Genomic DNA, 22,712 nt, shown 5'->3' on the forward strand with positions numbered 1-22,712 from the left:
CGGCGTCGCTCAGCACATCCTTCGACATACCCGAACTGCCGGACCGCGCCCGGATGTACCGCGAATGCGGGGCCCGGCTGCGCGACTCGATGACCGAAAAGGGCGTCGACGCACTCGTTCTCATCGGCAACGGCAACGTCGTATACGCGACGGGTGTCAGCTGGCCGCTGCTCGACGCCGGGCTGTCCCACGTCGAACGGCCGGTGGCGATCGTGCTCGCCGACGACCCGCACCCGCATCTGTTCATGCCGCTGCGCGAGGGATCGGCCTCACAGTGCGAGGTGCCGGCCGATCACGTGCACGGCCCGCTGTACCTCGAATTCGACGAGGGCGTCGCTCAATTCGCGAAGGTGCTGGCCGACCTCGTGCCCGTCGGCGGCACCGTCGCGGTCGACGAGTTGACCGGTGCGATGCGCCGCGCGTCGAGCAGGCTGTTCCCCTCCGGTCCACCGTCGGACGCCGCACAAGTCGTGGGACCCGCCAAGTTGGTCAAGACGCCCGACCAGGTCTCGTGCGTCCGCAACGCCTGCCGCATCACCGAAGAAGCCATGGTGGATGTGCAGAAGGCGCTCGCGCCCGGGGTTCGCCAGGTCGACCTTTCGGCGGCGTTCGTCCGTCGGGCGTTCGAACTCGGGGCGACGGCTAACATGCTCGAGGCCATCTGGCAGGTGATGCCGACGACCAAGACCAGCGGGTCTGTCTGGACCACCACCGGTGACCTCGCGCTGCCGCTGCTGACCACCGAACGCGAACTCGAACGCGGGGACGTGTTGTGGACCGACGTCAGCATCACCTACACGGGTTATTGCTCGGACTTCGGCCGCACCTGGCTGGTCGGGGAGGAGCCGTCGGACCGCCAGCAGGCGCAGTTCGAGAAGTGGCGGGAGATCCTGTCCGCGGTGCTGGCGGTCACCAAAGCCGGTGCGACGTCCGGTGACCTGGCTCGCGCGGCCATTGCCGCCAACGGAGGCGACAAGCCGTGGCTGCCCCACTTCTACCTCGGCCACGGAATCGGCACCAATGCGGCTGAAATGCCGATGATCGGAACCGATCTCGGCGAGGAGTTCGACGACAACTTCGTGTTTCCGACCGGGATGCTGCTGGTGCTGGAACCGGTGGTGTGGGAGGACGGTACCGGTGGTTATCGAAGCGAGGAGATCGTGGTGATCACCGACGACGGCTACCAATCGATCACGGACTATCCCTACGCACCCTACGGAGGGATCTGATGGCACTCCAAATCCTCCCCGATGCAGCCGATCTGCGAAGGGGCCGCCGCGAACGCGCGCTGGCCGAGATGGCGGACCGCGACATCGACATTCTGGTGTTGGGCCGCCAGGCCAACGTCCGATACGTGACCGGTGCGCCGCAGCTCTGGGTCGCGGGCACCCGTCCCTTCGGGCCGATCTGCGAGGTCGTGCGGTCGACCGGAGAGATTTACCTCAACAGCACTTGGGACGAGGGCATCCCCGACGAGATCCCGCACGACCACCTCTACGGGTTGGCGTGGAACCCCATGACACTTGTCGAGGTGCTCAAGGCGCTGCCCGGCGCTGCCACCGTCAAACGAGTCGGAACCGACTCGCTGACACCGACATTCGCCCAACTTCTGCCGATGGCATTCCCGAACGCCGAACTGGTCGACGCCGAACCCGCGCTGCGGGCTGCCCGCCGGATCAAAACGGCCGAGGAGATCGCGGTGCTGCGCGGCGCGCTGGCAGTGGCCGAGGCGGCGCTCGAGGCGGCCCGAGCGGAGTTGTCACCCGGTGTCACCGAGCAGGCGTTGACCGGGGCGCTGATGGAAGCGATGGCGGCCGGCGGCGTCACCACGCCCGCCACCCAGGACGGTGCGTGGGCGACCAGCAAGGAGCATCCGTGGCGGCGCGCCCGCGGCGACGGCCGCATCGAGAACGGCGACCTGGTCGCATTCTCGGCGGGCGCATTGGCCGACGGTTATGTCGGCGAGGTCGGTCGCACCTGGCCGGTCGGTGACGTCGACGGATCAGCGGTGCCGGAACTCTACGACCGGTGGAACAGGTTGTGGGACAGGCTGCTAGCGGCCTGCCGTCCGGGATATCCGGCCAGCGACCTGCTCGCTGCGTATGAGGCGGCTGGCGAGCCGCTGCCCGCCATGCCCGTCGCCCACGGCCTCGGTCTCGGTCTCGATTCACCGGTCGTCACCCCAGCCTTGCGGGCGACGGCGGCCGAGGAGGTGCTCGAGCCCGGCATGGTGCTCGCGGTCACCGGCTACGTCTGGCAGCAGGGTGTCGGCGCGGTCTTCGGTCGCGAGGCCGTGCACATCACCGCCGACGGGGGCGAGGTGTTGACCTCCAGCGCGTTCTGGAGTGGTGCGGGCGTCGGAATCGGTTGACCAATGACTGCTTCTCCTTCTCCCCGCGAGCGTCCGTGTCTGCACACGACACGCCGTCAATCGGCGACATTTTGTGGTCGCTCGCGGTGAAAGGACCACTGTGACAGGCCCGCCCGCTCCTGAGGACATCGTTCTCTACGCGAAGGACCCGTCGACCAAGATCGCGACGATCACGTTCAACCGGCCGGAGTACTTGAACGCACCCACGTCGGCGGCTCGGCTGCGATACGCCGACCTGTTGCGCGGCGCCACGGTCGACGACGACGTCAAGGTCGTCGTGATTCGCGGTGTTGGAGAGGACTTCGGCAGCGGTGCCGATCTGCCGGACTTCATGGCGGGTGACGACGAGGCCCGGTTGGCCGAGTTGCGTGTCGACGATCCGGATGTCACGTATCCGCCGAAAGAGTCGTTCCGGCACGGCGCGACCATGGGCCAGTGGTACGCCAACGTCGCCGCCGGCAACCGGGCGCTGCAAGAGCTCAAGAAGATCAGCATTGTCGAGGCGAAGGGCTACTGCTACGGCTGGCACTTCTACCAGTGCGCCGACGCGGACCTGGTGATCTCCAGCGACGACGCGCTGTTCGGTCATCCGTCGTTCCGATACTTCGGGTGGGGCCCGCGGATGTGGACGTGGGTGATGACGATGGGGCTGCGGCCGTTTCAGGAGATGGTGTTCACCGGTCGACCGTTCACCGCCGACGAGATGTTCGGCTGCAACTTCCTCAACAAGGTGGTGCCGCGAGATCAGCTCGAGGCCGAGGTGGCCAAGTACGCGCACGCCTGCGCCCGAAACCGGCCGGTGGACAGCGTGTTTCAGCAGAAGATGTTCTTCGAGGTGGTCAAGCAGTTCCAAGGCGAATATCTGGGCAGCCTGTTGTCGGCGATGTTCGAGTCGATGGGCGGCTTCGCGCGACCCGACGGCGACGACTTCATGCTGGGGGATGCGATCGACGCCGGCCTCGCCGATGCCGTCAACGACAACGACGACAAGTTCCCGCCCGAGTTCCGGTTGAGCAAGTCGAACCGTAGGAAGGCGGATTAGTGGCGGCGCTGGACGAGTACACCGTCGTCGACCTGTCGAGCGGGATCGCGGGCGGCTACTGCACGAAGCTGCTCGCGGACGGTGGCGCCACGGTGATCAAAGTCGAGCCGCCGGCCGGTGATCCGCTGCGGACCTGGTCGGCTTCGGGTGCGCGGATCGAACCCGGCAGCGACGGCGCGCTGTTCAGCTTCCTGTCCTGCTCCAAGCGCAGCGTCGTCGTCGACCCTCAGAGCACCGACGACGTGGAGCTGCTTCGTGGGTTGCTGCGGTGTGCGGACGCGGTGGTGTGGTCGCGTGGACCGACGGTCGCGGAGCTCGACGAATTCGCGCCGGCCGCCATCGCAGACGCGTACAGCGATCTGACCGTCACCGCGATCACCCCTTTCGGCCTCGAGGGGCCGTGGGCCGACAAGCCCGCCACCGAGTTCACGGTGCAGGCGTGGTCGGGCGGGGTGATCGGGCTGGGCCGCGGGGTGCAGGACCGCGCGCCGCTTTTCGTGGCGGGGCAGGTCGGGGAGTGGCTCACCGGCGCCTTCGCGGCTGCGGGCACCATGGCGACCGCCGCCGGGTTGGTCGACGTCTCCATGCTGGAAGCCGAAATCCTCAGCCTGACCTACTATTCGGTGTCCTTTCATGACGCGCTCGGGCGACCGTTCCGCGACCGTCGCCGCCTGACGATCCCCGGTGTGGCGTCGGCGGCCGACGGCCTGGTCGCGTTGGGCTGCGGCACCGCGCAACAGTGGTTCGACCTGTGCGCCATGGTCGGCCATGACGAATGGATCGACGAACAGGCCGACCTGTCCATCACCGAACAGGCCAATATCCACGCCGAGCAGATCTACGAGTGGGTGCGCGACAACCGCGTCGAGGACATCATCGACCTGTCCAGTGCGTTCCGGATCCCGAACGCACCGGTCGGAAACGGCGCCAACGTCACCTCGTTCGACCACTTCGTCGACCGCGGCACATTCGTCACCAACCCGCGCGACGGCTTCACACAGCCGGGTGCGCCGTACCGCACCAGCCCGTCGCTGCTGCGCCCGCCGCGGCCGGCCCCGCGTCTCGGCGAACACACCGAGGAGTACCGCCGAAACAGAGTTCCGGGTCGTGAATCCTGCGGTGAGACAACCCGGAATTCTAGTCCGGCGCAATTTAGATTCGACGGCCTGCGCGTGCTCGACTTGACGAGCTTCTGGGCCGGGCCGTCGTGCACACACGCGCTGGCGCTGCTGGGGGCCGAAGTGATCCATGTCGAGTCCACCGCGCGGCCCGACGGCACCCGGCTGATCGCCGGCGTGCCGACCACCGAGGAGCAATGGTGGGAGCGCTCGCCGATCTTTTCGGGTTTGAACACCAACAAGAAGAGCGTCACGCTCGACATCCGCTCGGACCGCGGCGTGGAACTGCTGCGCGAATTGGTCAAGACCTGTGACGTCATCGTCGAGAACTACACACCTCGGGTGCTCGACCGGATCGGCCTCGACTTCGATGCCGTGCACCGCTTGCGTCGCGACGCGATCATGATGCGGATGCCGGGCTTCGGGCTCGACGGTCCGTGGCGCGACAAACCCGCGTTCGCCTACGTCATCGAGGACTGCTCCGGAATGACCTGGCTGACCGGACATCCCGACCAGAATCCCGTCGAACCGTATTCCGTCGGCGACCCGAACGCCGGCGTGCACGGCCTCAACGCCTTGCTGCTCGCGCTGGCGCACCGGCGGCGAACGGGCGAGGGTGTGCGGATCGAAGCGGCCATGGTCGACGCCGCACTCAACGTCGCGGCCGAGCAGGTCGTCGAGTACTCGGCATACGGCAACCTGCTGCAGCGGCAGGGAAACCGGGGACCCACCGCGGCGCCGCAGAACCTGTATCGCACCGGCGAACTCGACGAGTTCGGCCGACCCGACGACTGGGTGGCGATCGCGGTGGCCACCGACGAACAATGGGCCGCCCTGGTCGCCGCGCTCGACCACCCGGCCTGGGCGACCGACGAACTCGCCACCGTCGATGGCCGTCGCCGGCGCCACGACGCGATCGACGACCACTTGAGCCAGTGGTGCGCCAGCCGAACCGGTGACCAGATCATCGAAACACTGTGGGAGGCCGGAGTACCGGTGGCCAAGGTGATGCAACCGCACCGCGTCGGCGAACTACCGCAGGTGGTGCACCGCGGCTTCTACGAGCACGTCGACCACCCCGTCAACCCCACGGCCCGGCACAGCACGCTGCCCATGCGCATCTCCTCGGTACGGCAGGGCTTCCACCGGGGCCCGGCACCGCTGCTCGGACAGCACAACCGCGAGGTGCTGGCCGGGCTCGGGCTCTCCGATGATGAGATCACCGACCTCGAGCAACAGGGGGTCATCGGAAACGCGCCGGAGGGGCTCACGATCCGCACCACCAAGACCGGGTGACGGCCGCATGGATGACCGTGACGTCGTGCTACGGCCGAGATTGCAGCCACGGCTGTCCCTCGGCGAACGACCCTCACTGCAATCTCGGCGCTAGCCGCGTAGCGAATCGCTAACCTCGACCGATGGCCATCAACCCCTCAGACATCATGTTGACTGGACGCGTTGCGGTGGTCACGGGCGGTGGCGCGGGCATCGGCAGGGGAGTCGCCGCAGGGTTGGCGGCGTTCGGCGCGTCGGTGGCGATATGGGAGCGCGACGCCGAGACCTGCGCGGCGGCCGCCGAAAGCCTTGGCGCACTGGGCATCGTCACCGACGTCCGGGACAGCGGCCAGGTCGACGCTGCGCTCGAGCGCACCGTCTCCGAACTCGGCGAGGTGTCCATCCTGGTCAACAACGCCGGCGGCGTGTTCTTCTCCCCGCTGCTCGACACCACGGAGAACGGCTGGGATGCGCTGTACAAAGCCAACCTGCGTCATGTGCTGCTGTGCACCCAGCGGGTGGCGCGGCGCCTGGTCGACCGTGGGCAGCCCGGCAGCGTGATCAGCGTGACGTCGATCGAAGGTGTCAGGGCCGCACCGGGTTACGCCGCCTACGCCGCCGCCAAGGCAGGCGTGATCAACTACACCCAGACCGCGGCGTTCGAACTCGCGCCGCACCGCATCCGCGTCAACGCGATCGCCCCCGACCTCACGCTGACCGAGGGACTGATGCAGATCTCGGGCGGCACGCTTCGGCCCGATGCCGCTCCGGGCATCCCGATGGGCCGGCCGGGACACGTCGACGAAATCGCTTCCACCGCAGTCTTTCTCGCGTCAGATATGGCCAGCTACATCACCGGGCAGACGATCCACGTCGACGGCGGCACGCAGGCGGCGGGCGGCTGGTACCACCATCCGCGGACCGGCAGGCCGACACTCGGTCCCGCACAGTGAAACCACCGGCTCAGTGAGCCCAGCCGTCGGCGGCCTGGTCGTCGAAGGTGCGGTCGATGCGCTCGAACCGGCGCCGTATCGAGCCGCGGGCCGCGCTGTGCGGCAGCACATACAGCCGGTTGGCCTGGATCGCGTCGGCGGTCAGCCGGGCCACCTCGTCGACGTCGAGCACCGAGTCGTCGCTGGGGTCCGACGCCAACTGCTGCACGGTCTCGGCGTCCGACGGGGTGGGCGGGCCGTAGTCCTGGCTGCGGACGCGTTCGGTGTTGGCGAGCAGGTTGGTGTCGACGATCATCGGGCACAGCACCGTCACGCCGATGCCGTTGCCGCGCATCTCGCGGGACAACGTCTCGGCGAGCGCCACGACACCGTATTTGGCCACGCAGTACGGCCCCAGACCGACGTTCGGAATGAGTCCGGCGAACGACGACGTGAACGCGATGTGGCTGTCGGCGTCCTGCGCGATCAGCCGCGGCAGAAAGGCCTCGACGCCGTGGATCGGGCCCCACAGGTCGACGTCGATGACGAAGCGCCAGTCATCGTGGCTGGTGTCGGCGATGGGTCCGGCGTAGGCGATGCCGGCGTTGTTGAACAACAGATGCACGTCGCCGAACACGCCGAAGGCCTCATCGGCCAACCGGTTGACGTCGTCGAGCTTTCGTACGTCGCACACCACGCCGCGCGCGTCGACGCCGTCGGCGCGTAGGTCCGCGACGGCACGGTCGAGCGCCGCCGAGTCGATGTCGCTGAGCATGATCCGGGCGCCGCGCCGGGCGAATTCGGTTGCGGTGGCGAACCCGATGCCGCTCGCTCCGCCGGTGATGACCGCCGCGCGCCCGCTAAAAGTGTCCACCCGGCGAACCCTATGCGGTCAGGACAGCTCGCGGGGTTGATCCCACGCGGGCTCCCCCAACCGGTTGCGGATCGCTCCCCAGGGGTCGGCGTACTGTCCGGGCGCCTTCCAGTACGCGCCGCGACGTTTGAGGATTTCGCGCAGCAGCGGTGCGAGCGGGGTGAGCAACCGCATCAGATGCCGGGTCCAGCCCGCATTGGCCGCGGCCTCGGCCTGCATGTCCGGCCACGAATAGTGCTGGAACTGCAGGGCCTCCTGCGCGCGGGTGGTGTCCATCCAGTCGGTGACGAACCAGGCGTCGTCGCGGTTGGGGTCGCCGGGCCTGCCGGGCGGAAGCACACCGGTGAGACCGCGCGCCGCCGCGAGCGCCACGCCCACTTCGCTCTGCCGGATCCGGTGCGAGTCGTCGCCGGCGATCAGCAGGATCTCCCCGAGGACATCGGCGGTGGTGGCAGCGGCGAACGCCCACGCGACATCGCGGACGTCGACGCTGTGCAACCGACCGTCGGTGGGCAGGAGGCTCTCGAAATACAAGGCGTCCGAACTCAACGCCATCGCTTTCGGATCGGTGCTCAGCACACCACCGAGTCGCAACACCACCCACGGCAGCGTGGAGGACCGGACGATCGCTTCGGCCTCCGCCTTGGTTCCGCTGTACAGGTCGCACGGGCGCATCGGGTCGTCGGCCCGCAGCGGTGCCTGCGCGGTGTGCGGGTTGCGCGCACCGAAGACCGCGTTGCTCGAGGCCTGGATGAAGCGTGGTGGCGTCGGTTGTTGTTCGGCGATGCGCACCAGCGTCGCGGTGGCGTCGACGTTGACGCGTCGCGCGAGTTTCGGGTTCTTGTAGATGGGCGGCGGGATCACCGCGGCGAGGTGAATGACCACCTCCGGGGCGACGTCGGCAATCAGGCGCTGCACCTGATCCTCGTCGGTCAGGTCGGTCCACCGAACCGAGGTGCCGCGGGGTAGCGTCGACTGCGCTTTACGGTTGGCGGGAGTGTCCAGGTCGGCCACGACCACGGAGCGGCCGAGTTCGGCCAACCTGCGCACGGTCGCCGAACCCACCAGACCGAAGCCGCCGGTCACCAGTACCCTTCCCGCCATTAACACTCCTAGCTGCGGATATGGCATTCTCTTTTTGTGAGAGTAGCAAAACCGGTGGACAGCGGGGGCGTCGCGGGTATGACAGGTGTGCGATGAGTAGCAACGGGGTGGGCAAGTCAGAGGTCGCAAAGTGGGATCCCGGGTTCACCCGGGGTGTCGTCAACACAGTCGGCCCCCTGATCAAGCGGTACTTCCGCGCGGAGGTGCGCGACCTCGACCGCTTGCCGTCGACTGGCGGGGCCCTGCTGGTGTCCAACCATTCCGGCGGGATGTTCACCCCCGATGTGTTGATCTTCACGCCGGAGTTCTACAGGAAGTTCGGCTTCGACCGGCCGGTCTACACGCTCGCCCACTACGGCGTGTTCATCGCCAACATCGGCGACTGGCTGCGCCGCGCCGGGGTCATCGAGGCGACCCGCGAGAACGCCGCCAAAGCATTGCGCGACGGCGCGATCGTGCTGGTCTTCCCAGGTGGCGATTACGATTCGTACCGGCCCACGTTCACCGAGAACGTGATCGACTTCAACGGCCGAACGGGTTACGTCAGGACCGCGGTGGAGAGTGGCGTGCCGATCGTGCCGATGGTGTCGATCGGCGGTCAGGAAACCCAATTGTTCCTGGCCCGTGGCGATTCGATAGCCCGCCGTCTCGGTCTCACCAAGGCGCGGATGGAGATCTTGCCACTGTCGGTCGGGTTCCCGTTCGGTCTGTCGGCGATCTTCCCGCCGAATCTGCCGCTGCCCGCCAAGATCGTCACGCGTGTCCTTGAACCCATCGACGTCGTAGCCGAGTTCGGCGAAGACCCGGACGTCGAGATGGTCGACCTTCACGTGCGCGCGGTGATGCAGGAGGCGCTCGACGAGCTTGCCCGCCAACGCCGCTTTCCTGTGCTTGGCTGAACGCATGGCAGACCACCTGGGACTCATTCGGACGCTGTGGCGGGCCGGCCTGATCGCGCCGCTGCGGCCCGACAAATACCTGCGAATGGGTGCGGCAATGCGCCGGGTCGGAATGACCGCGACGGTCGGCTTCGCAGCGGCCGCACAACGGTGTCCGGACCGCCCCGGCCTCGTCGACGAACGCGGCACGCTGACCTGGAAGCAGATCGACGACCGCTGCGACGCCGTGGCCACCGGGCTGCAGAACCTGCCCGGCGGTGCGCCGAAAACCGTTGCGGTGATGTGCCGCAACCACCGCGGCTTCATCGAGTCGCTCGTGGCGTCGAACCGGGTGGGCGCCGACGTGCTGCTGCTCAACACCTCGTTCGCGGGTCCCGCGCTGGCCGAGGTGGTCGATCGCGAAGGCGCCGACGTCGTCATCTACGACGAGGAGTTCGCCGCGATCGTCGAGCGGGCGATGGCCGACAAGCCCGCTGCCGTCCGGATCCTGGCCTGGACCGACGGGCCCACCGACGGGCGGACGCTCGACGGGCTCATCGACGCCAATCTCGGCAAGCGACCGGCTCCCGCCGAACGCAAGAGCGACATCATCCTGCTGACCTCGGGCACCACCGGAACGCCGAAGGGCGCCAAGCGCGGCGAAGGCAGCGGCGGCGCAGGCGACCTCAAGGCGGTGCTCGACCGCACACCGTGGCGCGCTGAGGAGGCGACCGTCATCGTCGCGCCGATGTTCCACGCGTGGGGCTTTTCTCAACTGCTGTTCGCCGCGCTGCTGGCCTGCACCATCGTCACCCGCCGCAAGTTCGACCCGGAGGCGACGCTGGACCTGGTCGACCGGTACCGGGCGACCGGCCTCGTCGTCGTGCCGGTGATGTTCGACCGGATCATGGATCTGCCCGAAGAAGTGCTGAACCGCTACAGCGGCAAGTCACTTCGGTTCGCCACCGCATCGGGTTCGCGGATGCGCCCCGACGTGGTGATCAAGTTCATGGACCGGTTCGGCGACGTCATCTACAACAACTACAACGCGACCGAAGCGGGAATGATCGCCACCGCGACGCCGAGCGACCTGCGCGCCGCGCCCGACACGGCCGGAACACCCGCCGACGGCACCGAGATTCGCATCCTCGACGCGGAGTTCACCGAGCTTCCCACCGGGCAGACCGGGCAGATCTTCGTGCGCAGCGGCACGTTGTTCGACGGTTACACCTCGGGCAAGACCAAAGACTTCCACGAGGGCTTCATGGCATCCGGAGACGTGGGCTACCTCGATGACGCCGGCCGGTTGTTCGTGGTCGGGCGCGACGACGAGATGATCGTCTCCGGTGGCGAGAACGTCTATCCGATCGAGGTCGAGAAGACGCTGGCCGCGCATCCCGACGTCGAGGAGGCGGTGGTGCTGGGCGTCGACGACGAGCAGTACGGCCAGCGCCTCGCGGCATTCGTCGTGCTCGGCGAGGGTGCGAGCGCCAATCCGGACGACCTCAAGCAGCACGTGCGGGAGAACCTGGCGAATTACAAAGTGCCGCGGCAGATCACGCTCCTCGACGAGCTACCGCGGGGCAGCACCGGCAAGGTGCTGCGCAACGATCTCCGCGATCTGGTTACCTAGGTCGTGGTGGCGGTGGCCGGCGCCATCGCCGTATCGACCGTCGACAGCGCCGGAAGCCCTGCGGCATCACGTATTTCGGCCAGCCCGTGGATCATCGCGTCGGTGGCTTCATGGACGTCGTCGAAGGTCTGGTCATCGGAGAGCACCGAGATGTCGACCTGATCGACGTAGCTCCACACCGTCATGTTGAACGCACTGCCCGGCGACAGCACACCGACCGAATAGATTTCGCTCACCTTCGCGCCCCCGACATGACCGTGCCTTCGCGGCCCGGGGACGCTGGAGACCGCGACGTTCATCAGCGGATTGTGCGATGCGCGTCGGGCCTGCCAGCGGAACAGCGCCGGCGCGAGCGGCGGCGGCAGGTAGTCCATCATCCGCGCCTGCAGTGTCGGGCCGAGTAGTTCGTAGACCTCTTTGGCCCGCGAGGTCGCGAAGGACGTCAAGCGGACGCGTTCCAACGGGTCGTCGACGTGTACGGGCAACGACACCGACAGCCCGCCGATTTCGTTGCCGGTGATCCGGTCGGGCGACCGGTCGGTGGACACCGGCACCGACGCCATGATCGGCCGGTCGGCCCGCCCGTCGTAGCGCAGCAGCAGTTCTCGCAAGCCACCGGCCGCCATCGCCAGCAGAAGATCGTTGAACGTCACGCCGAGGTGTTTGGCCGTCTCCTTTACGTCGGCGAGGGACACGGAGGCGGTGGCGAAAGTGCGGACAGGCGACACCACATGGTTGACGAACGTCGGCGGCGTCTTGAACATCTTGGCCAGATCGGGAGACTCGCTCTGGCCCCGGAACCGCCGCCGCAAGCGACTGACGCCCCGCCCCGCGTCGACGAGAAGGCGCGGTAATGCCGCGACATGGCGAGCGTTGTCGCGGCCGGCCTCCCGCAGCAACTGCGCCTTTGTCGGCGGATCGCATGTCGCATAGCCTTCGCGCTCGTCCTGCGTCCCATCGGCCAGATCCATCAGCCGCGCAAGCAGATTCGCCGACGCGACCCCGTCGGCCAGCGTGTGGTGCACCTTGCCGATGAGCGCGAAACGGTCGTCAGCCATCCCCTCGGCGAAGTGGAACTCCCACAGCGGGCGGGTGCGGTCGAGCGGCGTGCTGGCGATCCGGCCGATCACCTCGTCGAGCTCGCGGCGGCCGCCCGGGCTCGGCACCTCGACGCGGCGCAGGTGATAGTCGAGGTCGACCGGGCAGTCCTCGAGCCACATCGGATGATGCAGCTTCCACGGGATATCGACGAGCCGGTAGCGCAACGGGTCGAGCAAGTGCAGCCTCCGGGCGATGGTGCGCCGGAACAGATCGAACGTGAACTCGCCGTCGAAGTCCGCGGCGTTGACGATCGCCACCTTCAACGTGTGCGTGTGCAGGTTGGGTGTCTCGCTGTAGAGCAGCATGGCGTCCATGCCGTTGAGTCGCTTCACGCCCACCCCCTGCGGACCGTTGGCCCCGAAGGCTCTATCGAACCACCGGACCGTCAAGATCGGGGGATTTCGGCTAAGTGATCGCCGCCAGTGCCGCTCGCGTGTCGAGGTCGAGAAAAGCCGCCGAATACCGTTGCGCCAACGCGAGGCACACGGCTGCGTCCTGCCACGCGTCGCCACCCGACAGGGTTGCCAACCAGATGGCCAACCCGTGCGCGACGGACGCGCGGTAGCGTAGCCAAATCTCCTCGGCCGACGGAAGTTCGGCCGCGGGCAGGGCGAGCGCCGTGCGGTACTCGTCGAGCAGATCGCGCTCGCACCGCCTGCGGTCCTCGATCGTCAACGCGCCCTGCATGAAATAGCCGAGATCCAACGACCAGTTGCCGCGCCGAGCCATCTGCCAGTCCAGGAACCCGACCTCGTCGCCGGGTAGGACGTAGGTGTTGCCGATGTGCGGATCACCGTGCAGCAGCGTCTGAGGCGCGGTCGTCAGGGTGCCGATGTAGCGGGCCCAGACGTCGACGAACAGCTCGGTGCCGCTCAATCCGAGAATCTCCGAGGATACCGAATTCCCGAGTCGCTCATGGGCGATGTGCAACGGGGCGTACTCGAGCCCTTCGAACGCGACGAACGGCTCGAGCCACTCCAGCGCGGGGTTGGCGGTCAGCCGCTCACCCCAGAACTGGCTGTGCATCCGCGCCAGCCCGCGGACTCCGTTGGTGACCTGCTCGACCGACATCGGCCGGGTCGAGTCGCGCGGATCGGCACCCCGGGCGACGACATCCTCCATGATCATCAGGAAATTCGAGTTCGGCTCGTCGATGAGCGCCGCGTAGACGGTGGGATGGTCGAGCGGCAGCGCCACACCCGAGCTGAACAGTCGCGGTTCGTGGAAGAGGCCGCTGGTGAGCGCGACGAGCTCGGCGTGGTCGGGGTCGACGGCCTTGGCGAACACCGTCGCAGGCCCCGAACCCGCCGAGTACGTCAACGCCAGCCGCGCCCGCCGGTTGGTGCCGTCGTCACGCAACGCGACGGTGACACGTTCGACGGTGGCGCCCGGAAAGTGCTCGGCGAGTGCCACAGTCATCCAACCGGGGGTGATTTCGTCCCAATTACGCGGCAGGGACAGCTCCGCTGCGGTCATCCGTGAGCTACTTCAGGCAACTGCCGCCGTCGACGGGCAGGGTCACACCGGTGATGTAGCGGCTCTCGTCGGAGGCGAGGAACAGCACGGCGTTGGCGATGTCCTCCGGCTCGACCCAACCGATCGGCAGCGTATGCATCAGCTGGCCGACGACCTTCATGTCGTCCGGACCCGGGTTCTCCAGATCGGGCCGGAACAGCTTCATCGTCGGTTCGTTCATGAACAGCGGGGTGTTGACGTTCGTCGGGTGCACCGAGTTGACGCGGATGTTCTGGGCGCCCAACTCGACGGCGAACGTCCGCATCAGGCCCACCACACCATGTTTGGCGGCGACATAGTGGCCGGTGTGCGGGTAGGCCTTCAAGCCGCCGACCGAACTGGTCAGGATGATCGAGCCGCCGCGGCCGCCCGCGAGTATGTGCGGAACACCGGCCTTGACCGTCTTCCACACGCCGGCCAGGTTGACGTCGATCATGTCGGTCCAGTCACCCTCGCTGGTCTTGTCCAGCGTCTCGCCGCCGTTGCCGATGCCGGCGTTGGCGACGATGATGTCGAGCCGGCCCATCTGCTCCACACCGGCGTCGACCGCGGCCTTGAGCGCGTCGAAATCGCGGACGTCGACCTCGGCGGTGTAGATGCGGCGGTTCAAACCCTTGACCAGGTCGGCGGTTTCGGCCAGATCCTCCGGAGTGGACAGCGGGATCCGCACGCTGTCGATCTGCTTGCAGATGTCGACGGCGATGATGTCGGCGCCCTCCTGCGCCAGGCGGACGGCATGCGCGCGGCCCTGGCCACGGGCGGCGCCGGTGATGAAAGCGACCTTGCCTTCGACACGTCCAGTCATTGGTTACCTCAATTCGTAGTTGCTGGAGAGAAATTCATAGAAGGTCACGGAAGGAGAGCCGGCATTGACTCCCAGCCGCGGACAGTCGAGGTCGGGGACAGCGACGCGTTGGCCATGTCGACGTCCCATTCGGGAAAGCGCTTGAGGATCTCCTCGAGGGCGACGCGTCCCTCGAGCCGGGCGAGGGCCGAGCCGAGGCAGTAGTGCGTGCCCACGCTGAATGCCAAGTGCTGACGGGGTTCCCGGTGGATGTCGAACACGTCGCCGTCCGGCGGGAACTGGCGGTGATCGCGCACTGCGGCGCCGATCAGCATCATCATCACGCTGCCTTCCGGCACCGTCCGGCCGTAGAATTCGACGTCGCGGGCGACGTAGCGGGCCACATGCGGCGCGGGCGGCTCGTAACGCAAGATCTCCTCGATCGCCTGGGGGATCAGGGCCGGGTTCTCGACCAGGTCGCGGCGCTGATCGGGGTGTTCGGCCAGCACCTTGCCCGCCCAGCCGATCAGTCGCGTCGTGGTTTCGTTGCCGGCGCCGGCAACCACATTGAGATAGGTCAGCAACTCCTGACGGGTCAGCCGTCGGGTGGTGCCTGTCTCGTCGACGAACTCGGCATTGAGCAACTCGGTCATGATGTCGTCGGAGGGATGCTCGACGCGCCAGTCGATGTAGGCCTCGAACAGGTCACCGACCGCGAAGTCGGTGCCGGCCTTCATGGGTTGGCCTGCCTCCGTGCGTAATTGCGCGTTGGCGTGATCGCGGATCATCTCCTGGTCGTCTTCGGGGATGCCCAACAGTGCGCTGATCACCTTCATCGGCATCTGCGCGCCCAGGTCGGCGACGAAGTCGAATCGCTGGGCGCCGATCAACGGGTCCAGGCTCTGTGCGCAGTACTCGCGTATCACTGGCTCGAGCGCGTTGACCTTGCGCGGGGTGAACATCCGGGCCAGCAGCTTGCGGTGGATGTCGTGAATCGGCGGGTCCTCGAAAATCACTGTGCCCCGCGGCATCTCGAGGTTGGCTTTGATCAGCTCGACGATGGCGCCGCGAGCAGAGCTGAAGGTCTCCCAGTCCACCAGGGCCCTGTTGACGTCCGCGAAGCGGCTGACCGCGTAGAAGTCGTGCTGCTCGTTGTAGTACAGCGGCTGCTCGTCGCGTAGCCGCCGGAACATCGGGTAGGGATCGGCGTTCAGTTCTACGTCGTACGGGTCGAAGTACACGGCGTCGACGGTCGGATTCTGGGCACTGATCGTCACGGGGTCGCCTCTCGGTGGACCAGGGTGGCGTAAGACATCGGGCAGGTATTTGTCTCACAACTCTGGCATTCGCCACACGAGGGTGTCAACAAGGGATTCATCTTCGCCTAATTGCGCTCTTTATTACGAAGAACGTGGTTCTCAAGCGGCCGCGGTCGCCAACTCGTCGACGCGCTTCGCGGGAGAGAACACGATTCTCGCTCAAGACGCGAGAACGCAGTTCTCGGCTAGCGGGCCGCGAAACCGTTGGAGCAGAAGTCCCACACTTCGTCGGCTGTGATGGGCTTGGTGGTGCCGTCTTCGGCGCCGTTCGACTGGGCCACGAACATCACCGTCTGCATGGTCATCGCCGCCATCCGCTTGGGATTGATGCCCTCGCGGAGTTGACCGGCCTCGCCGGCCTCTTCCATCAATTCGGTGAGCAGTGCCAGCAGCGGCGCATGGGCGACCTTCACCTCGGTCGGATGCGACAGCAGAAGCCGGGGTGCGAAGTCGGTGAACAGCGGCCGCTTCGCGGTGGGGTCGGGCCGCGACGACTCGAACAGCAACTGCACCGCGACCTTGAGCCGCTCGATCGGCTCATCTTCGGTGGTGGTGGCCGCGCGGATCTGGTCGGCAGACCGGCTCAGGGCGTCCTCGAAGAGGGCCAGCAACAGCTCGTGCTTGCCGTCGAACTGCAGATAGAAACTGCGCAGCGACTGCCGCGAGCGGTCGACGACCTCCTGCACCGTGAAGTCCGTGCTGCCCTTCTCGATGATGATCGCCTGGGCGGCATCCAGGAAGCGCTGCACCCGCTGCGCGGCCCGGAGCTTGGCGGTTTTGATCGACCGCTCGACCGCGCGTTGCTTCCAGGCCGGCTCTTCGCTTGGGCTCGTCACCGGCGACTCAGACGCAGGTCGAGTGGGGAGAACATGAACTGACTGTACCGGAGAACGCCTTGCCATTGCGGTCCTCGACCCCCTCGCGGCCAACGTGTCAGAGATTGTAACTTTCTCACGATGAGAATAGTATTCTCATTTTGGAGATAACAGTAGGCTTACCAAAAATTTGATCCAGCGGGAGTCTCGTGCAGCTGACCTTCGATGCTGATGTCGAGGCGTTCCGCGCCGAGTTCAACGCGTTCCTCGACGAGCATCTTCCCTCCGACGCCGCTGCCGTCGAGCGGTCGCGGTCCAGCAGTGATGTGCCGGCCTGGGCTCGGGACTGGCAGCGGCTGATGTTCGACAACGGCTGGCTGCTGCCGGGATATCCGCCGGAATTCGGCGGCCGCAACGCCACGATCCTGCAGCAGTACGTCCACCAACAGGAACTGGCCCGCCGCCGCGTGTATCTGACGTACAACCCGCAGGGTGTCGGCATCATCTCCGCGTCGCTGATCTCGTTCGGCACCCCCGAGCAGCAACAGCGTTGGGCGGTCCCGATCCTGCGCGCCGAGATCACCGCGTCGCTGGGGATGAGCGAACCGGGTGCGGGCTCCGACCTTGCGTCGCTGCGCACCAGCGCCGTCCTTGACGGTGACCACTTCGTCGTCAACGGGCAGAAGGTGTGGACGTCGGGCGCACACGACGCCGATGTGTTGCTGACTTTTGTCCGCACCGATCCGAAAGCCGCCAAACACAAGGGCATCAGCGTGCTGCTGATCCCGACCAACCTGACCGGAGTGGTGCGGCGGCCGTTCGCATCGCTGTGCGACGTCGACGACCTGGACTTCAATGAGGTCTTCTTCAACGACGTGCGGGTGCCTGTCGAGAACCTGGTCGGGCCGCTGAACGAGGGCTGGCGGGTAGCCAACGGTTCGCTGGGTCATGAGCGAAACATGTTGTGGCTCAGCTATGCCGACCGCCTGCAGGAACTCGTCGAAGATTTCCGGCCGTCCTCCACGCTCGATCGTGACCGGTACGCCGGGCTGGTGATGGACAACCAGGCGTTGCGGCTGCTCGGCTCGGTCGCTCTGGCCCGCGCTGCACGCGGCGATGAAGACGTGCCCGCTCTATCGGTGCTCAAACTCCTCGGCTCAGAGGCGTCGCAAGCGGCGACGGAGTACGCGCTCGCCGCCGCGGGCGTTGAAGCGCTTTCCGCGCCGAACTTCTCCGGCCCGTACAGCGCTCATCACCTCGACCTGTACCGGTGCGGCTGGTTCGAACGCTATGTGCGGACGTTCGGCGGCACGATCGCCGGCGGCACGTCGGAGATCCAACGCAACATCATCGCCCAGCGGCTGCTGGGCCTGCCGCGAAACTAGAAGGACTGCAACATGTACATCGACTACGAGGTCGCCGACCGGATCGCGACCATCACGTTGAACCGGCCCGAGGCCGCCAATGCGCAGAACCCGGAACTGCTCGACGAACTCGACGCCGCGTGGACCCGCGCGGCCGAGGACAACGAGGTCTCGGTGATCGTGCTGCGGGCCAACGGGAAACACTTCTCGGCAGGCCACGACCTGCGGGGCGGCGGGCCCGTACCGGACAAGATCACGCTGGATTTCATCATCCAGCACGAGGCCAAGCGCTACCTGGAGTACACGTTGCGCTGGCGCAACGTGCCCAAGCCGTCGATCGCCGCGGTCCAGGGCCGCTGCATCTCCGGCGGGTTGCTGTTGTGCTGGCCGTGCGACCTGATCATCGCCGCCGACGACGCCCAGTTCTCCGACCCGGTGGTGCTCATGGGTATCGGCGGTGTCGAATATCACGGCCACACTTGGGAACTCGGTCCGCGCAAGGCCAAGGAGATCCTGTTCACCGGGCGGGCGATGACGGCCGACGAGGTGGCCGGCACCGGCATGGTGAACAAGGTGGTGCCGCGCGATCAGCTGGACTCGGAAGCCAGGGCGCTGGCCGAGCAGATCGCGAAGATGAACCCGTTTGCGCTGCGGCAGGCCAAGCGCGCGGTGAACCAGACGTTGGACGTGCAGGGTTTCTACGCGGCCATCCAGTCGGTGTTCGACATCCACCAGACCGGCCACGGCAATGCCCTGAGCGTGGGCGGTTGGCCGGTGCTGGTGAACCTCGACGAGATGAAAGCCAACATCCAGTAGGTGGGTTCATCGGCGCGAGCGACCGCCAAATGTACGCGGTGACCGGCGTGTCGGCGTACAGACACGGTCGCTCGCGCAGAAGGGGAGCTACAGGTGCGCAAGCCTGGGCGCCGAGCCGCGGGCCCGCAGTCCGGCACCGGCCTTTCGGGTGAGTTCCCGTGAGCTGCCGAGCAATCCGTCGAGCACGAGAGCTCGCTTGATGTGGCGATGCAAATCGTGCTCGGCGGTGAAGCCGATTCCGCCGAGCACCTGCTGGCAGTGCTTGGCCGCGGTCAGCGCCGCCTTGCCCGCGGCCGCCTTGGCCAGCATCGCGGTCAGGTCAGCGCTTTCCGTTCCGGGCAGACCGAGTGTCACCTCGGCGCCTTCGATCGCCACCAGCGTCTCGGCCAGCCGGTGCCGGACCGCTTGAAAGGACGCAATGGGCTTGCCGAACTGCACCCGGTCCAGTGCGTGCTGGCGGGCCAGGGCCAGCATCCCTCGGGCCGAGCCGACCAGCCACCAGCCGACGGCCCGTCGCGCCTCGCCCATCCGCATCAGCTCACCGTCGGGCACCCGGCGCAGCGGCAGATCACCCAGTGTGGGTTCGTCGTTCGACGTGCGTTCCCACACCACCCAACGGCCCCCGGCGTACGGCATCGGCGGTGTACCGCCCGGCATGCCGCCGATTGTCTCCAGCAGCACATCGTTGAGAACCGAAGCGTGCGAACCGGTTTCACCAAGCAGCCGAAACACCAGCGGGATCGCCTGATCGGGCATGTCCGACAGCATCTCGGCCCAGCCGAGCTCGGCCAGCGCGGCGTCGAGCTCTGCGCCGGAGGCCGACAGCATCGTCTTGCGCAGCGTGTCCTCGAGCATCGCCAGCGATTCGGCGTCCATACCGGTCTCCACGGTCACTCCTTACCGAGATCGAGCAGGCGACGGGCGATGATGTTGCGCTGCACTTCGGCGGTTCCGCCGTAGATGCTCGCGGCCCGCGAGTACAAATACTCTGTCCGCCATGCGTCGTCGTCGAGTTCGATCCTGCCCGGCAACAGATCGCGGGCGGTGTCGTAGAGCCGTTGCTCGGCGGTTGCCAACAGCACCTTGTCGATCGAGGTGTCGGCGCCCAGTTTGTCACCGTCCGCCAGCCGGTACTGCGTCGCGCGCGATCGGCAACGCAGCGTGTGCAGCGCCAAATATGCCTCGCCCAGATCCGAGTCCGACGCCGTGCCAAGCCCTTTGACTTCGTCGATGAGCGCATCGAACCGCGAGTACAGATAGGCGATGCGCTGCCAGAAACAGGTCGAGCGCTCATACGGCAGCAGGTCCATGGCCAGCTTCCAGCCGTCGCCGGGCCGGCCGAGCATGCGGTCTGCGGGCACGACGACGTCGTCGAAGTAGACCTCGCAGAACTCGTCGACGTCGTGCATGGTCCGCAGCGGACGCACCGAAACCCCCGGTGAGTCCAGGTCGACGAAGAACGCCGTGATGGCCTCGTGGTTCGGGGTATCCGCATCGCCGGTACGGGTGAGCAGGATGCAGCGCGTCGCGTACTGCGCGAAGCTCGTCCACACCTTCTGCCCGTTGACGACCCAGGTGTCACCCTGCTGCACAGCGCGAGTCGTCAGCGAGGCCAGATCACTGCCCGCGCCGGGTTCGGAGAAGCCCTGGCACCAGGATTCCTGACCCGACAGCAGCCGCGGCACCATCTCGGCGGCCAGTTCGGGCCGGGCGTAGTCGATCATCGTGGGTGTCAGCACGTCGAGCATCGAGTGCGGCCCGGGATGGTCAAGCCCGCGCCCGACGATCTCCTCGCCGACGATCGCGCGCAGAATATCCGGTCCGCCCAGGCCACCGGCCGACTCGGGCCACCCGTAGCGCATCCAGTCGGCGTCGTACAGTGCCTTGAGCACCCGCAAATGCTGGGCTTGATGCGCGTCGAGGGAGTGGTTGTCGGTGAGCGGGGTCAGTTCGCCGGAATCGAGCTTGTCGTCGAGCCAGTTGCGCAGCGCCGTGCGGAACGCGGGGGGCTCGAGGAGATTGTCCGTCATCGTACTTCCGGAGCCGCATCGGCGGCCACGTCGGGGTCGGGCCGTCCGATCGCGTGGGGGCGGCCGGAGTCATGTTCCCCGCTGCGCCGGATGAACGTCATGGCACGGGTTTTCAGCCGCCAGCCGTCGTCGGTGCGGACGTAGGTGTCGTTGTAGTAGCCGATGCGCATGTCGTGTTTGGAATGCTCGATGAAGCACAACGGTTGGGTGCCTGTCGCCTTGTCGGGATCGTTCTGATCCAGGTGCACCAACGACGTTCCCGTCATGAACAGTCCCTTGGGCGCGGCGTCGACCAACTCGGGGAAGCGGTTCAGCGTGTAGGTCGAGCCGAACGCGCTGTACGTGCCGTCCGGGGTGAACACCGAGATCAGCCCCTCGATGTCGCCCTGGGTGATGGTGACGGCGTACTTCGCCAGCAGTTGCTGGATCTCGACGAGGTCGTCGGTCCTGGTTTTGTCAGTTGGCACAGTCATTCTTGAAGACCTTACCGCCCTTCATTACAAAGTTGACATCGCGTGTAACGCTGATGTCGGTCAGAGGGTCGCCGGGTACCGCGATGATGTCGGCGAGAAAGCCTTCCGCGATGCGGCCCAGGTCCGGCTTGCTGATCAGGTCGGCGGCGACGACGGTCGCCGCGCGCAGCACCGCCGCGGGCGGCATACCCCAGTCGACGAGGGTCACCAGTTCATCGGCGTTCTTGCCGTGCGGGATCGCGGGGGCGTCGGTACCGACGGCGATCTTGACACCCGCTTCGTAGGCCGCCTTGATCGACGTGCGCGCCTTGGGGAACATCTCGGCGGCTTTGTCCTGCAACGCCTTCGGCGCCCTGGAGACGTCCATCGCCTCGGCCAGCCGACGCGTCGTCACCAGCCACCGGTCGTTGTCGACCAGCATCTGGATGGCCTCGTCGTCCATCAGGAAGCCGTGTTCGATGCAGTCGATGCCGCACGCGACCGCATGCTTGACGGCCTCGGCGCCATGCGTGTGAGCGGCGACCCGCAGACCACGTCGATGCGCCTCGTCGACGATGGCCCGCAGCTCCTCGTCCGAATAGTGCTGTGCGCCCGCCTCTCCGGTCAGCGACATCACGCCCCCGGAGACGCAGACCTTGATCAGCTCGGCGCCGTGCTTGATCTGGTATCGCACTGCCTTGCGGATCTCGTCGACACCGTTGGCGATGCCCTCCTCGATCGTCAGCTCCAGCGCGCCGGGCATGAACGCGGCGAACATCGTCGGGTCGAGATGGCCGCCCGTCGGGGTGATCGCATGCCCCGCAGGAATGACGCGCGGGCCGTCGATCCAGCCGGCATCGATCGCCTTGGCCAACGCGACGTCGAGTAGGTAACCGCCTGTCTTGACGAACAATCCGAGGTTGCGCACCGTCGTGAAGCCTGCCCGCAACGTCCGTCGGGCGTTGCCCACGGCACGCAGCACGCGGGTCGCGGGATCATCCTGCACCTGGGAGAGGCCTGGGTTCTCGCCCCGCCCGCCCATCAGCAGGTTGACCTCCATGTCCATCAGCCCGGGCAGAAGGATCGAGTCACCCAGGTCGATGACGTCGCCCTCTGCTGCATCGTCGGCGCGGCCGACGGCTGCTGCATCGTCGGCTCGGCCGACGTCTGCTGCATTGTCGGCTCGGCCGACGGCGACGATCCGGTCGTCCGCGATCCGCACGACGCCGGGCCGGACGATCTCGCCGGCTTCGACGTCGAGCAGACCCGCTGCCTTGAGGGTCGGCACC

Annotated in this window: 20 protein-coding genes; 9 read left to right on the forward strand and 11 right to left on the reverse strand. The window is 66.9% G+C overall.

Translation table 11 applies throughout. The annotated features are described in order from the left end of the window. Positions 1 to 53: 53 nt before the first annotated feature. From AU188_RS09805 to AU188_RS09825, 5 genes are all read left to right on the forward strand, one after another. Entirely contained in the window at positions 54 to 1,229 is a 1,176-nt protein-coding gene (locus AU188_RS09805) for a M24 family metallopeptidase (protein ID WP_502687604.1), read from the forward strand. After that, positions 1,229 to 2,371: a M24 family metallopeptidase gene (locus AU188_RS09810; protein WP_059163540.1), complete on the forward strand. Its 1,143-nt coding sequence runs from the start codon at positions 1,229 to 1,231 to the stop codon at positions 2,369 to 2,371. Before AU188_RS09805 ends, AU188_RS09810 begins: the two co-directional genes overlap by 1 nt. 100 nt (positions 2,372 to 2,471) lie before the next feature. After that, on the forward strand, positions 2,472 to 3,413 hold the full coding sequence (locus AU188_RS09815) for an enoyl-CoA hydratase/isomerase family protein (RefSeq protein ID WP_059163541.1): 942 nt from the start codon (positions 2,472 to 2,474) through the stop codon (positions 3,411 to 3,413). Then, positions 3,413 to 5,827, forward strand: coding sequence for a CaiB/BaiF CoA-transferase family protein (locus tag AU188_RS09820; RefSeq protein ID WP_059163542.1), 2,415 nt, complete (start codon positions 3,413 to 3,415; stop codon positions 5,825 to 5,827). The genes AU188_RS09815 and AU188_RS09820 overlap by 1 nt, the downstream gene beginning before the upstream one ends. Positions 5,828 to 5,949: 122 nt before the next feature. Next, positions 5,950 to 6,759 (forward strand): SDR family NAD(P)-dependent oxidoreductase, encoded by an 810-nt coding sequence (locus AU188_RS09825; protein ID WP_059163543.1) that lies wholly within the window; start codon positions 5,950 to 5,952, stop codon positions 6,757 to 6,759. Between the two features lie 10 nt (positions 6,760 to 6,769). Here the strand turns inward: AU188_RS09825 and AU188_RS09830 are convergent, their stop codons facing one another. Together AU188_RS09830 and AU188_RS09835 are read right to left on the reverse strand one after the other, a co-directional pair. Then, entirely contained in the window at positions 6,770 to 7,612 is an 843-nt protein-coding gene (locus tag AU188_RS09830) for an SDR family NAD(P)-dependent oxidoreductase (RefSeq protein WP_059163544.1), read from the reverse strand. A gap of 18 nt (positions 7,613 to 7,630) precedes the next feature. Then, positions 7,631 to 8,716, reverse strand: coding sequence for an NAD-dependent epimerase/dehydratase family protein (locus AU188_RS09835; RefSeq protein ID WP_059163545.1), 1,086 nt, complete (start codon positions 8,714 to 8,716; stop codon positions 7,631 to 7,633). A 92-nt stretch (positions 8,717 to 8,808) separates the two neighbouring features. On the opposite strand from AU188_RS09835, the gene AU188_RS09840 reads away from it, so the two are divergent. Together AU188_RS09840 and fadD12 are read left to right on the forward strand one after the other, a co-directional pair. Next, positions 8,809 to 9,615 (forward strand): lysophospholipid acyltransferase family protein, encoded by an 807-nt coding sequence (locus tag AU188_RS09840; RefSeq protein WP_059163546.1) that lies wholly within the window; start codon positions 8,809 to 8,811, stop codon positions 9,613 to 9,615. A gap of 4 nt (positions 9,616 to 9,619) precedes the next feature. Further along, positions 9,620 to 11,227 (forward strand): acyl-CoA ligase FadD12, encoded by a 1,608-nt coding sequence (fadD12, locus tag AU188_RS09845; protein ID WP_059163547.1) that lies wholly within the window; start codon positions 9,620 to 9,622, stop codon positions 11,225 to 11,227. Here the strand turns inward: fadD12 and AU188_RS09850 are convergent. The 5 genes from AU188_RS09850 to AU188_RS09870 all read right to left on the reverse strand — a co-directional run bounded on the left by AU188_RS09850 (position 11,224) and on the right by AU188_RS09870 (position 16,848). After that, on the reverse strand, positions 11,224 to 12,660 hold the full coding sequence (locus AU188_RS09850; protein WP_059163810.1) for a WS/DGAT/MGAT family O-acyltransferase: 1,437 nt from the start codon (positions 12,658 to 12,660) through the stop codon (positions 11,224 to 11,226). The two genes, fadD12 and AU188_RS09850, sit on opposite strands and share 4 nt — an antisense overlap. Before the next feature lie 73 nt (positions 12,661 to 12,733). Then, positions 12,734 to 13,804 carry a phosphotransferase gene (locus AU188_RS09855; protein ID WP_059163548.1) on the reverse strand — a complete coding sequence of 357 codons (1,071 nt, stop codon included), beginning with the start codon at positions 13,802 to 13,804 and terminating at the stop codon, positions 12,734 to 12,736. Between the two features lie 7 nt (positions 13,805 to 13,811). Continuing rightward, on the reverse strand, positions 13,812 to 14,648 hold the full coding sequence (locus tag AU188_RS09860) for a mycofactocin-coupled SDR family oxidoreductase (protein ID WP_059101992.1): 837 nt from the start codon (positions 14,646 to 14,648) through the stop codon (positions 13,812 to 13,814). Positions 14,649 to 14,692: 44 nt separating this feature from the next. Beyond that, entirely contained in the window at positions 14,693 to 15,820 is a 1,128-nt protein-coding gene (locus AU188_RS09865) for a cytochrome P450 (RefSeq protein WP_156426640.1), read from the reverse strand. Positions 15,821 to 16,131: 311 nt separating this feature from the next. After that, entirely contained in the window at positions 16,132 to 16,848 is a 717-nt protein-coding gene (locus AU188_RS09870) for a TetR/AcrR family transcriptional regulator (RefSeq protein ID WP_059163550.1), read from the reverse strand. 122 nt (positions 16,849 to 16,970) lie between these two features. Between AU188_RS09870 and AU188_RS09875 the strand changes: the two genes are divergently transcribed. Continuing rightward, positions 16,971 to 18,146: an acyl-CoA dehydrogenase family protein gene (locus AU188_RS09875; protein WP_059163551.1), complete on the forward strand. Its 1,176-nt coding sequence runs from the start codon at positions 16,971 to 16,973 to the stop codon at positions 18,144 to 18,146. A gap of 12 nt (positions 18,147 to 18,158) precedes the next feature. Next, positions 18,159 to 18,941, forward strand: coding sequence for an enoyl-CoA hydratase (locus tag AU188_RS09880; protein WP_059163552.1), 783 nt, complete (start codon positions 18,159 to 18,161; stop codon positions 18,939 to 18,941). A gap of 87 nt (positions 18,942 to 19,028) precedes the next feature. On the opposite strand, the gene AU188_RS09885 is transcribed toward AU188_RS09880, so the two are convergent. The 4 genes from AU188_RS09885 to AU188_RS09900 are packed head-to-tail and all read right to left on the reverse strand — an operon-like array spanning position 19,029 to position 22,711. Next, positions 19,029 to 19,817, reverse strand: coding sequence for an acyl-CoA dehydrogenase family protein (locus AU188_RS09885; RefSeq protein WP_059163811.1), 789 nt, complete (start codon positions 19,815 to 19,817; stop codon positions 19,029 to 19,031). Positions 19,818 to 19,831: 14 nt separating this feature from the next. Beyond that, positions 19,832 to 20,971, reverse strand: a complete 1,140-nt coding sequence (locus tag AU188_RS09890; protein ID WP_059163553.1) for an acyl-CoA dehydrogenase family protein — start codon at positions 20,969 to 20,971, stop codon at positions 19,832 to 19,834. Next, a complete protein-coding gene (locus tag AU188_RS09895) occupies positions 20,968 to 21,444 on the reverse strand; it encodes a nuclear transport factor 2 family protein (protein WP_059163554.1) in 477 nt (158 codons plus the stop codon). The genes AU188_RS09890 and AU188_RS09895 overlap by 4 nt, the downstream gene beginning before the upstream one ends. After that, positions 21,428 to 22,711: a metal-dependent hydrolase family protein gene (locus AU188_RS09900; protein WP_059163555.1), complete on the reverse strand. Its 1,284-nt coding sequence runs from the start codon at positions 22,709 to 22,711 to the stop codon at positions 21,428 to 21,430. The genes AU188_RS09895 and AU188_RS09900 overlap by 17 nt, the downstream gene beginning before the upstream one ends. Position 22,712 lies beyond the last annotated feature (1 nt).

This window comes from Mycobacterium sp. IS-3022, assembly GCF_001500065.1.
GTDB lineage: Bacteria > Actinomycetota > Actinomycetes > Mycobacteriales > Mycobacteriaceae > Mycobacterium.